This window comes from Bradyrhizobium sp. WSM3983 (assembly GCF_000473045.1).
In the GTDB taxonomy this organism is placed as follows: domain Bacteria; phylum Pseudomonadota; class Alphaproteobacteria; order Rhizobiales; family Xanthobacteraceae; genus Bradyrhizobium.
In genome coordinates, this window is record NZ_AXAY01000002.1 from 60186 (window position 1) to 73991 (window position 13806).

A 13806-nucleotide genomic window follows, 5' to 3' on the forward strand; every position below is an offset into this window, starting at 1 on the left:
ATTAATCCGATGATAGCCAGAATAAGCCTGCGCAGCCAGTTATTCATTGAGGGCTGCATTCATGATCAACGTGACCCAGGCGATGCTCGAGCGCCGTTCGGCGCGGGCCTATTTGAGCAAACCGGTTCCGGTCGACACCATTCGCGACATCATCATGATCGCCCGCCGTACCGCGTCGTCGAGCAACATGCAGCCCTGGCGGCTTAGCGTGATGGCAGGGGCCGACCTCGACCGCCTGAGGGGCGCAGTGCGGCAAAGCCTTGCCGCCAATCCCTCCGCAGAGGGTTCGGAATACAGGATCTACGCCGCCAATCTGAAGGATCCCTACAACCGCCGACGTATCACATGCGCCGAGGATCTCTATGGCACGATCGGCATTGCGCGCGAGAACAAGATGGCGCGGCTGATGCAGTTCGCACGCAACTTCGACTTCTACGGCGCTCCGGTCGGCATGATCCTGTCGATCGACCGCAGCATGGAGCAGGGCCAGTGGGCCGATGTCGGCATGTTCCTGCAATCGATCCTCCTGCTCGCGCACGAACGGGGGCTTGCGACCTGTCCGCAAGCCGCGTGGGCGGCAATGCACGAGACGGTGCGCGCGCACCTTGCTCTTCCGGGGGAGTTCATCGTGTTTTGCGGAGTTTCGCTCGGCTTTGCCGACGCGGCGCACCCGATCAATGGCCTCGTGACCGAGCGCGCGTCGTTCGAGGAGATTGCGGAATTGCGGGGATTCACAGACGCCGATACAAGCGCGACCAAGGCGGAGGCGATCGGCTAGGCGCGTGGTCGCGGCAAGTCGCCTTTGGCGAGGTCCCACATCAGGCAGTAAGTGCCGACCGAGACCGGCAGCGAAAAGGGCGCGGCGGCAGGGCCGGTGAAGCGTTCGGCGATGACAGCCGAGACTGCACCGACACGCGTGCCGTCGATCAGCACGAACCAGTCGCGCGCGCCTTCGTTGCGCACCGCTGGAATGTCCGCCGTCGCGCCCGACAATTCCGGCTCGCTCTCGAGCAGATGCATCGAGACCACGCCTTCGCGCTCTCCGGGCGACAGCTTTTCTTGCAGTGCATCACGCCAAGCGCCGGCATTGTCCGGTGTCGGCCGCAGCCGCACGAGGCCGAGCGCGGCGCCACGACCGGCGCCCTTGCTGATGGTGATGCGCGCGACCACGCGCAGCATGTTCTTGAAATGCGCCATGGTTCGCCGCGACCATTCGGTCTGGTTCGCGAGCCGCGTCCGGTAGGCGGGACTGTCGAGCACGTCGAGCGTCGCAGTCGAATACAGCGAGAGATATTTGGGATTGGCGGCGTACGCGACATAACGGCGCGCTTCCAGGAACCCCTCGATCGCAACGCGCTCTTCCAGATGCTCGCGATCGTACCAGCGGTTGAACTCGGCTTCGTCGGCTGCATCGATGTTCATCGACGTCAGCAGCATGCCTTTCCCGGCGAGCGGCATTTTCTTGTTGTCCTTTTTTCGCGCGTTAACGCGCGGCCTTCGACGCGAGGTCGGCGATCGACTTCATGACCGCGTCCCTCACGCCGGCATCATAGAGCGAATGTCCGGCTTCTTCCACGATCCGAATCTCGGAACCCGGCCAAACTTTCGCTAGCCGCTGTGATGTCTCAGGAGGGCACAGCAGGTCGTACCGGCCCTGCACGATGATGCCGGGAATGCCGGCGAGCCGGGTCGCGTTTCGCAACAACTGATCTTCGCTCATGAAGGAATTGTTGACGAAATAATGCGCCTCCATGAACGGCGTCGCAGGCAGCGTGCGCCACACGTTCAGCGACGGCAGATCGATCCGCGTTTTCGCGGGCTTGTGTTCAGACAAGGCGCGCTCGGTGTCGTGCCAGGCGCGCGACGCCGGTCCATGCACGGCCGGGTCAGTATCGAGGATGCGGCGATAATAGGATTCCACCGGTCGCGCGCGTTCCTCCGGCGGTAGCACGCTCAGGAAATCCTCGCAAAGCGCGGGATAGAATTGCGCCAGGCGCGAGGTGAAGGCCGTCTCGACTTCTGCCTGTGTACCCAGGAAAGTCGCGCGTAGCGCAATGCCTGAGACGCGCTCGGGATGGGCCTCCGCATAAGCCAGCGCCAGCGTCGCGCCCCAGGAGCCGCCGACCACCATCCAGCGCGTGATGCCGAACTTTTCGCGGATCTTTTCCATGTCCGCGATCAGATGCGCCGTGGTGTTGTGTTCGCGCGATCCCTTCGGGCGGCTGCGGCCGCAGCCGCGCTGGTCGAACAGCACGGCGCAGAAGCGATCGGGGTCGAACAGGCGGCGATGATCGGGCTGGCAGCCGCTGCCGGGTCCGCCATGCAGATAGATCGCGGGGATGCCATCGGCGCGGCCGACGCTCTCGACATAGAGCTCATGGCCGTCGCCGACGTCGAGCATGTCGGAGGTCAGCGGCGCAAAGGGATCGGCGCGTCTGACTGAGTTGGCCGCGTCGGCGTCAGGCACCATTCTCGGATTCCAGAGTGCCGCCGGCGAAGTTGCGATAGAGGAAGCGGTTGGTCTCGCCCTCGGCCTCGCGCTCGGCCTGCTTGAAGATGGTCTCGTGCAGCGGCGACAGCGCGCAGGCCGGATCGGTGTTGGCGGCGTCGCCCGTCAGCGCAAAGGCCTGGCAACGGCAACCGCCGAAATCGATCTCGCGGAATTCGCAGGTCTTGCACGGTTCCTTCATCCAGCCTGTGCCGCGATAGTGGTTGAAGGCGTCCGAGTTCTGCCAGATCCAGGCGATCGAATGGTTGGAGCGCACCGACTCGAAATCGAGCCCGGTGATGCTCTCGGCGGCGTGGCAGGGCAGCACCTTTCCGGCCGGCGAGATGTTGAAGAACTGGCGGCCCCAGCCGCCCATGCATTTCTTCGGCCGCAACGCGTAATAATCGGGAACGACGTAGTCGATCGTCAGCCGGCCCTTCAGCCGCTCGCGAGCCTCCTCGACGATGCGGGTGCACTCATCGAGCTGCGCCACCGTCGGCATCAGCGCGGCGCGGTTCTTCAGCGCCCAGCCGTAATATTGGACATTGGCGACCTCTAAGCGGTCGGCGTCGAGATCGATCGACATCTGGATGATATCGGGAAGCTGGTGCATGTTCTGGCGATGCATCACCGCATTCACGGTGAGCGGCAGGTCCAGCTCGCGCGTCCACTTTGCCACTTCGAGCTTCTTGCGATGGCTGCCCTTGTGGCCGGCAACACGGTCGGCGAGGCCTTCTTCGATGCCCTGGAAAGAGATTTGCACGTGGCACAGGCCAGCATCGGCAAGCTCGCTCAGCCGCTCGCGCGTCAGCAGCACGGCCGAGGTGATGAGGTTGGTGTAGAGCCCGACGTCGCTGGCATGCTTCACCAGCTCGACGAGGTCTTTCCGCGCCGTCGGCTCGCCGCCGGAGAAGTGCACCTGGAGCACGCCGATCTCGGCGAGCTCGCTCAGCACCTTCTTCCACTCGTCTGTGGTCAGCTCCTTGCCGGAACGATCGAGCTCGACCGGGTTGGAGCAATAGGGGCATTGCAGCGGGCAGCGATGGGTGATCTCGAGCAGCACCGCGAGCGGAATGCCAAAGGTCTCGGCCGTCGAGCGGCTCTTCTCCAGCACCGCGAGGCTGTCGCTGCTATCAGGCGGGATGATCGGGAGCACATCGCTCATGGCGTCTTCTCCCGGGCTTCGGTGAGGAAGCCCTTGTCGGCGAGACCCTGCAGCATGACGATGACGTCGGCCAGGATCGCCTCGCGGGGGGCTGCGTATTTCGCCGCCAGTTGGTCGGACACGTCGCCGACATTGCGCTCGCCGTCGCAGAGCTGCAAGACCTCGACGGCAATCTCGTCCGGCGCCAGTACGCGTTCCGGCGCCAGGATCACCCAGACTTTCCGCGTCTCGTCGTATTTCAGCTTGGCATGCCGCGGCAGCACGGGGCGACTTGCCTCGCTGACGCTGATGTTCCGCGGCCCGGCCATTGCTCTGATCCCTCAGCTCGCTTTGGGCACGAACGCGCCCGGCGGAATGTTGCCCTCGACATAGGCGTGCTGGAGCGCGTCGAGCTGCACCCACAACACGTTGGTCTTGAAGATCAGCGCGTTGCAGACCTGCGCGCGCTGCTCCGGCGTCGTGGCATGCGCCTTGACATAGTCGAGCGCAAAGCCGGCATCACGCGGCGCCTGCGCCAGCCGTCGCTTGAAATAGCTCATGATGTCGGAATTGACGAAGTCATAATGCTCCAGCATGCCGGAGATGCGCTCTTCGTGCAGGTTCGGCGCGAACAATTCGGTCAGCGAAGAGGCGATCGCCTCCAGCGGGCTTTTTTCGCGGCAGTAGTGCACGTAAGCTTCCACCGCGAAGCGCGTTGCCGGCAAAATGCCTTCGGTGGATTCCACATAGGCCGTGTCGAGGCCGAGGCCCTCGGTCAGCTTCAGCCAGCGCTCGATGCCGCCCTCGCTGCCGACATCGCCGTCATGATCCTCGATGCGGTGGCGCCATTCCAGCCGCGTAGCGCGGTCGCGGAAGCGCGAGATCACCACCGCGTCCTTGATCGGGATCGTGCTCTGGTAATAGTAGCGGTTCAGCGCCCAGGCCTGCACCTGGCCCTTGTTCAGCTTGCCGCCGTGCAGAAGCTTATGGAACGGATGCAGGCTGTGATAGCGCGTGGCGCCGATGTGGCGCAGCGTCGCCTCCAGCTCCTCGGCGCTGGTGAGCTTGAGGTCCTTGCCGATCGAGAGCGCAGTCATTCCAGTCAGTGTCTTGCCAGTCAGTGTCTTGCCAGTCAGTGTCTTGCCAGTCATGGACGCGGCATTCACAGCACGATCTCCGTTCCGTCGGCTGGTATCTGCCATCCCGCCGCCTCGGCTGTCTTGCGTTCAGGCGAGGTCGGCAGCAGCGCCGGGTTCGAGTTATTGATATGCAGAAACATCTTCCTGTCGATAGTGAGATCGGCCAGCCGCGCGATCGCGCCATCGTCGCCGGACATCGCGACATGTCCCATGCTCTTGCCGGTCTTGTGGCCGAGCCCGGCCCTGATCATCTCGTCGTCCTGCCAGACCGTGCCGTCGAAGAACACCAGCGCCGCGCCGTCGATCTCGGCCTTGAGCGCATCGGTAACCTCGGCGCAGGCGGCGATGAAGTAGAAGCACCTGCCGGTCGCCTTGTCGGTGACCTTCAGGCCCAGCGTATCGCCGTCGCCGCTCTCGCCGCCGGGATGTGCCTTGCCTTCAAGATACCAGGCCGACTTGCCCGGCACGGCGAAGGCCAGCACCTCCAGCCCTGAGCGTGCACCATCGGTGAGGCGCGGCTCAAACGGCTCGCTGATTCCGATCGGCTGACGCTTGACGTTCTTCTCGTTCAGCACGTTGAAGATGCTGTTGCTCTTCAGGATCGCCAGCACCTTCTCATGCGCATAGACCGTGAAGGGCGAGCCCTCGCGCATCGACAACAGGCCCGCGACCGCATCGACTTCGCTGTTGGTCAGGATCACGCCCGCAATCGGGGTATGGCGCAGTGCGCCGGCCTTCGGATGCAGCTGCGGCGTGGCATTCAATTGCTGGCGAAGGTCGGGGCAGGCGTTGATCAGAAACCAGTGCTCGCCGTCGCCGCTGAAGGCAACCGAGGCCTGGGTTCGATAAAGCTCATGGCCGTGGCTACGGGCCGCCCGGCAGCCCTCGCAACCGCAATTCCATTGCGGGACTCCGCCGCCCGCCCCGGCGCCCAGGACGACGACGCGAAGCATGTTACGTCTCCTGGAGGCAACGTCGCGAGGTGGATCTCACGCCGACACAATTCCTGACTTCCGGAAACGATTCGTGACCGAAAGACCCACCTGCGCAGAACGCGTACTCACCAACCGCTTACTTGCGGGTGGCGCTCACATACATGTTGATTTCCATGCCGCAGGGCACTTCGACGATCTTGGGGGCTTTCCAGGCCATTTTGGCTCTCCATTGTCGCAAATCCGGACGTATCCGCCCGCCGGTTAAAGTAATGCGGGCGTGGAAGTTCGCTAGTGAAATCTTCCCGAGAAAGGCATGTTGCGTCGCGAAAAATGATGGTGGAACATCAGTTCTGGTGATGCCGCCTTGCGCATGGCGCATTCGGTCGCGAACCCTGTCCTGATAAAGCAGTTGTGAGTGCAGTGCGGCTTTCAATCCGATACAGGCGACTTTAGCTGGATCTTGTGATGCCCAAATACTTCTTCAACACCCGTATCGGCGATGAATTGATCGTGGATCCCGATGGCGAGGATCTGCGCAATCCGGACCGCGCCTGGGAGGTCGCCCGCCAGATGATCCTGGAGGTGCTGAAATCCGAGGGGACCCAGCCGGCGCTGCTCGAAGCGGTCATTGAAGTGACCGACAACGACGGTGATATCGTGCTGGAGTTTCCCTTCAGCGAGGCCCTGCTGGACATTCCGGACCAATCCGCGACGCGGCATTAGCTGTGGCCGATGCAGCGGTGCCACCTCTCCCTGCGGGAGAGGTGAACCACCACCTTCGTCCCTGCGAAATCCGCATGGCTTTGCCGCGTTCCCGGCGCTAAAAGACGCCGGTCACACGGAGCACGTCATGCAAGATCTCTGGCGCCTGTCGGCTGCCGACCTCGCCACCCTCGTCAAATCCAGGAAAGTGTCCGCCCGGGAGGCGGCCAAGGCCGGCCTCGACCGCCTGGACGCCGTCAATCCGAAGCTCAACGCAGTGATCGACCACCGGCCCGAGGACGTGCTCAAGCAGGCTGACGCCGTCGATGCCGCCATCGCGCGGGGAGAGGACCCCGGCATGCTGGCCGGCGTGCCCGTCACCATCAAGGCCAATGTCGACCAGGAAGGCTTTGCCACCACCAACGGCCTGAAACTCCAGCGCGACCTGATTGCGCGCGAGGACAATCCGGTGGTCGCCAATTTCCGCAAATCCGGCGCGGTTCTCCTTGGGCGCACCAATTGCCCGGCCTTCTCCTATCGCTGGTTCACCACCAACCTCGTCCATGGCGACACCAAGAACCCCCGCGACGCCGCGTTGACGCCGGGCGGCTCGTCCGGCGGCGCCGGCTCCGCGGTTGCGGCCGGCATCGGCCACATCGCCCACGGCACCGACATCGCCGGCTCGATCCGCTATCCCGCCTATGCCTGCGGCGTGCACGGCCTGCGTCCGACGCTCGGCCGCATCCCGGCCTTCAATCCGGCGCTGCCGGAACGCCCGATCGGCCCGCAGATCATGGCGGTCTCGGGACCCCTCGCGCGCACCGTCAACGACTTGCGGATCTCGCTCGCCGCGATGTCCGCTCGCGACGTGCGCGATCCCTGGTATGTGCCGGCGCCACTGGAAGGCCCGGCAGTGCCGAAGCGCGCCGCGATCTGCCTCAACCCGGATGGCCTTGCGACCACGCCGGAGGTGAAGGCCGCCGTGACCGACGCCGGCAAGCGGCTGGAGCGTGCCGGCTGGACCGTCGAGGGAATCGAAAACACCCCGCCGATGCGCGAAGCGGTCGAGTGGCAGCGCAAGCTCTGGCTCGGCGATGCCTACGAGGCGCAGCTCGAAATGGCCGAGCGCGAGGGTGATCCCGGCGCGCTGGCGTGCTTGCGCGGCAACCGCGCCAAGGTCACGCCGATGGACCAGGCGAATTACGCGCAGGCGCTGACCCGCCGCGCCACGTTGACCCGCGACTGGATGCTGTTCTTGGAGAAATACGCCGTCGTGCTGACGCCGGTCTCCGGCGAGCTGCCGTTCCCCGACCATCTCGACCGCAAGGACGCAGCCTCCTTCGAGCGCGTCTGGGAGGCGCAGCTGCCGCAGATCGCGACGCCCTTCATGGGGCTGCCGGGTCTCGTCGTCTCCACCGGCCTCGTCGGCAAGGCGCCGGTCGGCGTGCACATCGTCTCCGGCCGCTACCGCGAGGATCTGTGCCTGCTCGCCGGCGAAGCGATCGAGGCGGGTGGTGTGCCGCCGTCGCCCATCGACCCTGTGGGTTAGCGATGTCTGCGATCTACGACTTCAAGGCCAATTCGCTTCTCGGCGAGGAGGTGCCAATGCGCCACTACGAGGGGCAGGTGCTGCTGATCGTCAACACCGCGAGCAAATGCGGCTTCACGCCGCAATATCGCGCGCTTGAGGATCTGCATCGCGATCTGTCGCCGCGCGGCTTTTCGGTGCTCGGCTTTCCCTGCAACCAGTTCGGCGCGCAGGAGCCGGGGCAGGCAGCCGAGATCCAGGCGTTCTGCTCGACCAACTATGACGTCACCTTTCCGCTGTTCGAGAAGGTCGACGTCAACGGCGCCCACGCGCACCCCTTGTATGAGTACCTGAAACGCCAGCAATCCGGCCTGCTGGGGGCCTCCATCAAATGGAATTTCACCAAATTCCTGGTGGACCGTGCCGGCCACGTGATCGCGCGCTACGCGCCGACCGCGCGGCCGGAAGGATTGCGGCAGAAGATCGAGACCCTGTTATGAGCGAGACAATCATGAGCGACGAATTTCCGGACCGCCTGTCGGTCGACCCGAACAGCCCCTATTACAACGCGGACATCCTGTCGCGCGACGTCGGCATCCGCTTCAAGGGCGTCGAGAAGACCAATGTCGAGGAGTACTGCATCAGCGAAGGCTGGGTCCGCGTCGCCGCAGGGAATGCCAAGGATCGCTACGGCAATCAGCTGACCATCAAGGTGCATGGCCCGGTCGAGCCGTATTTCAGGGACAAGAAGTAGGTCATGTCCGTCCGCATCGTCGACGTCCGCGAAATTACAAAACCGATCTCATCGCCGATCCGCAACGCCTATATCGACTTCACCAAGATGACGACGAGCCTGGTTGCCGTCGTCACCGATGTCGTGCGCGACGGCAAGCGCGTCGTCGGCTACGGCTTCAACTCCAATGGCCGCTACGGGCAGGGCGGTTTGATCCGCGAGCGCTTTGCCTCGCGCATCACCGAGGCCGATCCGAAGTCGCTGTTGAATGCGGCCGGTGACAATCTCGACCCCGACAAGGTCTGGGGCGCGATGATGACCAATGAGAAGCCGGGCGGTCATGGCGAGCGCTCGGTCGCGGTCGGCACCATCGACATGGCGGTGTGGGACGCGGTGGCGAAGATCGCAGGAAAACCGCTGTTCCGTCTGCTGGCCGAGCGCCACGGCGTCAAAGCCAATCCGCGCGTCTTCGTCTATGCCGCCGGCGGCTATTACTATCCCGGCAAGGATCTCTCGATGCTGCGCGGCGAGATGCGCGGCTATCTCGATCGCGGCTACAACGTTGTGAAGATGAAGATCGGCGGCGCCGATATCGACGAGGACCGCACCCGCATCGAGGCGGTGCTGAAGGAGATCGGCAAGGACGCGCAGCTCGCCGTCGACGCCAACGGCCGCTTCAATCTCGAGACCGGCATCGCCTACGCAAAAATGCTGCGCGATTATCCGCTGTTCTGGTACGAGGAAGTCGGCGATCCCCTCGACTACGCGCTGCAGGCAGCACTTGCCGAATTCTATCCCGGCCCGATGGCCACAGGCGAGAATCTCTTCAGCCACCAGGACGCCCGCAATCTCATCCGCTACGGCGGCATGCGCCCCGATCGCGACTGGCTGCAATTCGACTGCGCGCTCTCCTATGGCCTGTGCGAATACCAGCGCACGCTGGAAGTCCTGAAAACCTACGGCTGGTCGCCCAGCCGCTGCATCCCGCACGGCGGCCACCAGATGTCCCTCAACATCGCCGCCGGCCTCGGCCTCGGCGGCAACGAAAGCTACCCCGATCTGTTCCAGCCCTATGGCGGCTTCCCGGATGGTGTCCGCGTCGAGAACGGCCACATCACCATGCCGGATCTCCCGGGCATCGGTTTTGAGGGCAAGTCCGATCTCTACAAGGAGATGAAGGCGCTGGCGGAGTAGCGGGCGCATTGGCGCACGACGGCCGCGCCAAATATACAGTGTCGTCCCGGCGAAGGCCGGGACCCATAACCCCAGGGAGTGGTTATGGCGCGCGCTGGTCACTCCGAGCCTTCGCCAAATCAAATCCTGTGGTTATGGGTCCCGGATCTGCGCTTCGCTTGTCCGGGACGACAGCTGAGTTCGCAAGGCCATCTCCGCCAGCACCATCGGCTGCCGTACCCCATACATCAACGACCGCCACAGCCATTCGAGCGGGCCGTAGCGGTAGTGGCGCAGCCACCATTTGCTGAAGCGCAACTGTCCGGCATAGACGATGATGCCGATGGCGAGGGCCGGGGTGATGCCGAGCCGGCCGAACAGGCCAAGGCCGTAGCCGTAAAAGATCCAACCGAAGATAATGGATTGTGCGACGTAGTTGGTGAAGGCCATCCGGCCGAGCGGCGCGGCCCAGCCAAGCAACTTCTTGCCGCGCTCGAAATGGGCGATGCCGAGGATGCCGGCACCATAGCCCAGCGCGAGCAGGATGGTGCCGAGCGGCTCGCTGCCGCGATAAAGCAAGGCTGCACCGAGGCCGATGGCGGGAATCGCGATGGCGAACAGGGCGCGGACATTCTGCAGAATGCCGCTGCGCCAGGCCAGCGCGCCGACGAGAAACAACCCGATCGTGCGCAGGAAGACGAACGCGTGCAGGGAGGCGATGAGGGGAATTTCGCGGAAGCGAAACGCCAGCACGTCGAGGAAGCCGCCCGTCGCATAGATGCGATTGGCATCCATGACGTCCTGCCAGATCGCGGCCCTGCTCGGAAACAATCCGGCCGGCGGAAAGGCCTGCATGGCCAGATACAGCGCGAGAGACACCAGCGCGGCAAGCGTCAGCAGCCAGCGCGGACCAAACAGCAACGGCAGCACGATGAATCCGGCCAGCGCATATTCGGTGAGGATATCGCCGTTCCAGATCAGGCACAGATGAATGATGCCGAACACCAGCAGAACGGCGAGCCGGCGCACGAGCAGCACAGTGCGGCGCTCGCTGGTCGCGAGCCGGTCGAACTGAATGGCAAGGCCTGCGCCGAACAGCAGCGAAAACAGCGCGAACGCCTTGAGTTCGACGGCCTGGGTCAGGATCGCTTCAATGGCGCGATCGACCGGCGACGCCAGCATCCGGGGACCCAGAAACTGGTCGAAGATCGAAACGCGAAATTCCATGACGATGTTGATGGCCATGACGCCGAACAGGGCGATGCCCCGCAGCACGTCGATGGCGTCGATCCGCTCCGAGGAGGGCGTCGGCCTGGGGATTACGGCGCTATCGGAGGTCATCGCGGTCTGAATTCCGTCGTAGCCGGGCGGCGAGATGCCGCCACATTCTACGTCATTGCGAGCGGGCGCATCCACAATCCCGCTGTCATGCCCCGGCTTGATCGGGGCATCCCAGTACGCCGCGGCGGATGTGGCGAGAGCGAGTTCTCTAACGCTGGCCTCTGGAATACCTGGATCGCCCAGCCGGGCGATGACACCGATGTTGTCGCTACGACAGCCGCATATCCAGCAACCGTCGCCCTTCGCCCTTCAAGAGCTTCTTCACCGCGCTGGACGCCACGACCTCGCCGTCATTGGCGTAGGCTTCGTGGTTCTTCTCGATGTCGTCGAGGCGGTAGAGGTAGTTCACCATCACGCCGGCGGACTCGCGCAGACCCTTCGGCGAGAGGTCGCCGAGCCAGTTGATGCGCTCCAGCCGGGCGCCGTTGCCGAGATGGAAGCGGGCGACGGAATCGATCAGGCGGCCCTTCGACGTGCGCGCCCTTAGGAAGTAGTGCGCGGCGAGCGGTTCGATCAGGCTGCGCAGCTGCGCGGTCGTCTCGGGATTCTCGTACCATTTGGGATCGTCGAGGCGCTTGAGGATCTCGCGGTCCTCGTCCGACAGCGGCAGATCCTTGTCCTGCTTCAGCCATGGCATGAAGCCCGGCACCGGCGACAGCGTCACGAAGGTGTCGAGCTTCGGCGTCTCGCGGCGGAGCTCCTCGACCACCTGCTTGATCAGGAAGCTGCCGAAGGAGATGCCGCCAAGCCCACGCTGGGTGTTGGAGATCGAATAGAACACGGCGGTGCGCGCCTTCTCGATGGGAAGGTACTGGCGATCGACGGCGAGCAGCGGCGCGATCGCGCCCGGAATGGTTTCGGTCAGCGCCACCTCGACGAAGATCAAGGGTTCGTCGACCATCGCGGGATGGAAGAACGCGTAGCAGCGGCGGTCGACCGGATCGATGCGGCGGCGCAGATCGTCCCAGTCGCTGATCTCGTGCACGGCTTCATAGCGGATGATCTTTTCGAGGATGTTGGCCGGGGTCGACCAGTCAATCCGGCGCAGCACGAGAAACCCCCTGTTGAACCATGAAGAGAGAAGATGCGAGACGTCTCGGTCGAGCGCGGCGAAGTCGGTGTGTCCGTTCATCATGCCCAACAGATCGGCGCGCATGGCGACGAGGTCGCCGGTGCCGCCCGGCGCGCGGTTGAGACGGCGGATCAGCTCCTGCCGCCGCGGTTCCGAGGCGAAATGCAGCGAGCTTGCGTCCTCGTCGCTCGGCTCGGCGCGCCATTTCTCGATCGCCTTGGATAGCCGTTCCCGATCCGGACCGAAATCGCGCACCAGTCCTTCGAAGAAGGCGCGCCGTCCTGCCGCATCCAACTCCTGGTAGATGTCGAGCACTTCGCGCGCCATGGCGGTGCCGGAGGCCTCGCCCCGACCCGACAGCAGCGCGCCACAGAGCTCGATCAGCCCCTCGGCATCCTGCCTGGTGTCAGCGGAATCCCGCCGGCGCAGCAGCGTGCGGCCGCGCTCGGAAATTGTGGCGAGCAGGTCAGAGAAGAAGGCATTGGCCATTTGGCTTTTCGAATCCGGGTTTGTGCAATGCGGAAGCTTACATGGGATTTAGGCGAAAGCCGATCACAATCAAGCAGGCGAATTTGGCAACTTTAGTTAGGCCATGCGCCTCACGGTACACTGTCATGCTCCGGCTTGACCGGGGCATCCAGTACGCCGCGGCGTCTCGGTTCTAGCCGCGCCGTCTCGGCGTACTGGATCGCCCGGTCAAGCAAGGCCGGGCGATGACACGGAGAGCGGAGCAACAGCTACACCTTCCCCGCAAACTCCGTCGGCGTCCGTCCCGTCACCTGACGGAAGGCCGCCGAAAAAGCCGGCACGCTGGCGTAGCCGAGCTGCGTCGCAAGCTGCTTCACCGAGACGCTCGCATCCGTCGACAACCGCTGGATCGCCGCCGCAATCCTCGCGCGCTGGCACCAGCTCTTGAAGGTCAGTTGTGTCTCTGTCGAGAACAGCCGCGACAGCGTACGCGCGGAGGTTCCGACCTCGCGTGCCAGCGTGTCGATATCGTGTAGCCCAGTGGGATCGTCGAGCACGATCATGGCGGCGCGCCGGCAGCGCGGCTCGTGCGGCAGCGGCACGAAGGTCGCGGAATCCTCGGCCTCGTGCAGCTCCAGCATCACCAGGCGGACCAGCAGCTCGGTGCGTTCCTCGGTGTTGCGCGCGTCGAACAAAGCGAGGATCGCCTGATTGAGCAGCGGCGACACCCGCACCACGAACTCCTTGGTCAGTCCCTCGTAGCGCTGCTCGCGCTTCAGCCAGGCGAGGTCGAAATACAGCGTGCGCATCTCGATGTCGGCAAGCAGATCGAGGGCATGCTCGAGCCCGGCCGGCACCCAGACCGCCCGGTCCGGCGGCACCAGCCACCGTCCCCCCGGCGTCGTCACCTGCATCGTGCCCTTCGCGGCATAGACCAGCTGCGCCTCGCGGTGCATGTGCGGGTCGAGCCGCATGCCCTTCGGATAATCGCGCGCGACCAAATGCACGCCCGCGGTGGAGCGGTGGTTGCCCCGGACCTCCCTCAGGATTGGCGTTTCGACGACAGTCATTGGCAGCATCCCG

The 13806-nt window shown here is 64.3% G+C and carries 16 protein-coding genes; 6 read left to right on the plus strand and 10 right to left on the minus strand.

The window, feature by feature from the left end:
- Positions 1 to 61 precede the first annotated feature (61 nt).
- Positions 62 to 778 carry a nitroreductase gene (locus YUA_RS43395; RefSeq protein ID WP_245285093.1) on the plus strand — a complete coding sequence of 239 codons (717 nt, stop codon included), beginning with the start codon at positions 62 to 64 and terminating at the stop codon, positions 776 to 778.
- Here YUA_RS43395 and YUA_RS0103150 read toward each other — a convergent pair.
- From YUA_RS0103150 to pqqA, 7 genes are all read right to left on the minus strand, one after another.
- Positions 775 to 1458, minus strand: a complete 684-nt coding sequence (locus YUA_RS0103150; RefSeq protein ID WP_027529347.1) for a DUF4286 family protein — start codon at positions 1456 to 1458, stop codon at positions 775 to 777. The two genes, YUA_RS43395 and YUA_RS0103150, sit on opposite strands and share 4 nt — an antisense overlap.
- A gap of 25 nt (positions 1459 to 1483) precedes the next feature.
- Entirely contained in the window at positions 1484 to 2470 is a 987-nt protein-coding gene (pip, locus tag YUA_RS0103155; protein WP_027529348.1) for a prolyl aminopeptidase, read from the minus strand.
- A complete protein-coding gene (pqqE, locus tag YUA_RS0103160; RefSeq protein WP_027529349.1) occupies positions 2460 to 3653 on the minus strand; it encodes a pyrroloquinoline quinone biosynthesis protein PqqE in 1194 nt (397 codons plus the stop codon). The genes pip and pqqE overlap by 11 nt, the downstream gene beginning before the upstream one ends.
- Positions 3650 to 3961, minus strand: a complete 312-nt coding sequence (gene pqqD, locus YUA_RS0103165) for a pyrroloquinoline quinone biosynthesis peptide chaperone PqqD (RefSeq protein WP_027529350.1) — start codon at positions 3959 to 3961, stop codon at positions 3650 to 3652. The genes pqqE and pqqD overlap by 4 nt, the downstream gene beginning before the upstream one ends.
- A 12-nt stretch (positions 3962 to 3973) precedes the next feature.
- Complete coding sequence (gene pqqC, locus YUA_RS0103170) at positions 3974 to 4729, minus strand: pyrroloquinoline-quinone synthase PqqC (RefSeq protein WP_035970466.1); 756 nt, start codon at positions 4727 to 4729, stop codon at positions 3974 to 3976.
- A 65-nt stretch (positions 4730 to 4794) separates the two neighbouring features.
- Positions 4795 to 5724, minus strand: coding sequence for a pyrroloquinoline quinone biosynthesis protein PqqB (gene pqqB / locus YUA_RS0103175; protein WP_027529352.1), 930 nt, complete (start codon positions 5722 to 5724; stop codon positions 4795 to 4797).
- 118 nt (positions 5725 to 5842) lie between these two features.
- Positions 5843 to 5923: a pyrroloquinoline quinone precursor peptide PqqA gene (gene pqqA, locus YUA_RS43400; protein WP_007595659.1), complete on the minus strand. Its 81-nt coding sequence runs from the start codon at positions 5921 to 5923 to the stop codon at positions 5843 to 5845.
- Between the two features lie 248 nt (positions 5924 to 6171).
- On the opposite strand from pqqA, the gene YUA_RS0103185 reads away from it, so the two are divergent.
- The 5 genes from YUA_RS0103185 to tarD all read left to right on the plus strand — a co-directional run bounded on the left by YUA_RS0103185 (position 6172) and on the right by tarD (position 9863).
- On the plus strand, positions 6172 to 6429 hold the full coding sequence (locus YUA_RS0103185) for a hypothetical protein (RefSeq protein WP_027529353.1): 258 nt from the start codon (positions 6172 to 6174) through the stop codon (positions 6427 to 6429).
- Positions 6430 to 6556: 127 nt separating this feature from the next.
- Entirely contained in the window at positions 6557 to 7957 is a 1401-nt protein-coding gene (locus YUA_RS0103190) for an amidase family protein (protein ID WP_027529354.1), read from the plus strand.
- A gap of 2 nt (positions 7958 to 7959) precedes the next feature.
- On the plus strand, positions 7960 to 8436 hold the full coding sequence (locus YUA_RS0103195; RefSeq protein WP_027529355.1) for a glutathione peroxidase: 477 nt from the start codon (positions 7960 to 7962) through the stop codon (positions 8434 to 8436).
- Positions 8433 to 8690, plus strand: coding sequence for a DUF3297 family protein (locus YUA_RS0103200; protein ID WP_027529356.1), 258 nt, complete (start codon positions 8433 to 8435; stop codon positions 8688 to 8690). The genes YUA_RS0103195 and YUA_RS0103200 overlap by 4 nt, the downstream gene beginning before the upstream one ends.
- A 3-nt stretch (positions 8691 to 8693) precedes the next feature.
- Positions 8694 to 9863: a D(-)-tartrate dehydratase gene (gene tarD / locus YUA_RS0103205; protein WP_027529357.1), complete on the plus strand. Its 1170-nt coding sequence runs from the start codon at positions 8694 to 8696 to the stop codon at positions 9861 to 9863.
- Positions 9864 to 9995: 132 nt separating this feature from the next.
- Here tarD and YUA_RS43405 read toward each other — a convergent pair whose 3' ends face one another.
- From YUA_RS43405 to YUA_RS0103220, 3 genes are all read right to left on the minus strand, one after another.
- The gene (locus tag YUA_RS43405; RefSeq protein ID WP_051383098.1) at positions 9996 to 11183 is read right to left on the minus strand and encodes a DUF418 domain-containing protein; all 1188 of its coding nucleotides are present in this window, start codon (positions 11181 to 11183) and stop codon (positions 9996 to 9998) included.
- A gap of 208 nt (positions 11184 to 11391) precedes the next feature.
- On the minus strand, positions 11392 to 12744 hold the full coding sequence (locus tag YUA_RS0103215; RefSeq protein WP_027529358.1) for a malonyl-CoA decarboxylase: 1353 nt from the start codon (positions 12742 to 12744) through the stop codon (positions 11392 to 11394).
- Between the two features lie 248 nt (positions 12745 to 12992).
- Complete coding sequence (locus YUA_RS0103220) at positions 12993 to 13802, minus strand: helix-turn-helix transcriptional regulator (protein ID WP_027529359.1); 810 nt, start codon at positions 13800 to 13802, stop codon at positions 12993 to 12995.
- Positions 13803 to 13806 lie beyond the last annotated feature (4 nt).

Bases quoted from the DNA above. Each gene is read 5' to 3' on its own strand.
- pqqA (WP_007595659.1), bottom strand. From the start codon at position 5,923: ATGGCCTGGAAAGCCCCCAAGATCGTCGAAGTGCCCTGCGGCATGGAA.
- tarD (WP_027529357.1), top strand. From the start codon at position 8,694: ATGTCCGTCCGCATCGTCGACGTCCGCGAAATTACAAAACCGATCTCA.
- YUA_RS0103220 (WP_027529359.1), bottom strand. From the start codon at position 13,802: ATGCTGCCAATGACTGTCGTCGAAACGCCAATCCTGAGGGAGGTCCGG.
- YUA_RS43405 (WP_051383098.1), bottom strand. From the start codon at position 11,183: ATGACCTCCGATAGCGCCGTAATCCCCAGGCCGACGCCCTCCTCGGAG.
- pqqE (WP_027529349.1), bottom strand. From the start codon at position 3,653: ATGAGCGATGTGCTCCCGATCATCCCGCCTGATAGCAGCGACAGCCTC.
- YUA_RS0103215 (WP_027529358.1), bottom strand. From the start codon at position 12,744: ATGGCCAATGCCTTCTTCTCTGACCTGCTCGCCACAATTTCCGAGCGC.
- YUA_RS0103185 (WP_027529353.1), top strand. From the start codon at position 6,172: ATGCCCAAATACTTCTTCAACACCCGTATCGGCGATGAATTGATCGTG.
- YUA_RS43395 (WP_245285093.1), top strand. From the start codon at position 62: ATGATCAACGTGACCCAGGCGATGCTCGAGCGCCGTTCGGCGCGGGCC.
- pqqB (WP_027529352.1), bottom strand. From the start codon at position 5,724: ATGCTTCGCGTCGTCGTCCTGGGCGCCGGGGCGGGCGGCGGAGTCCCG.
- YUA_RS0103200 (WP_027529356.1), top strand. From the start codon at position 8,433: ATGAGCGAGACAATCATGAGCGACGAATTTCCGGACCGCCTGTCGGTC.
- pqqC (WP_035970466.1), bottom strand. From the start codon at position 4,729: ATGACTGCGCTCTCGATCGGCAAGGACCTCAAGCTCACCAGCGCCGAG.
- pip (WP_027529348.1), bottom strand. From the start codon at position 2,470: ATGGTGCCTGACGCCGACGCGGCCAACTCAGTCAGACGCGCCGATCCC.
- pqqD (WP_027529350.1), bottom strand. From the start codon at position 3,961: ATGGCCGGGCCGCGGAACATCAGCGTCAGCGAGGCAAGTCGCCCCGTG.
- YUA_RS0103150 (WP_027529347.1), bottom strand. From the start codon at position 1,458: ATGCCGCTCGCCGGGAAAGGCATGCTGCTGACGTCGATGAACATCGAT.
- YUA_RS0103190 (WP_027529354.1), top strand. From the start codon at position 6,557: ATGCAAGATCTCTGGCGCCTGTCGGCTGCCGACCTCGCCACCCTCGTC.
- YUA_RS0103195 (WP_027529355.1), top strand. From the start codon at position 7,960: ATGTCTGCGATCTACGACTTCAAGGCCAATTCGCTTCTCGGCGAGGAG.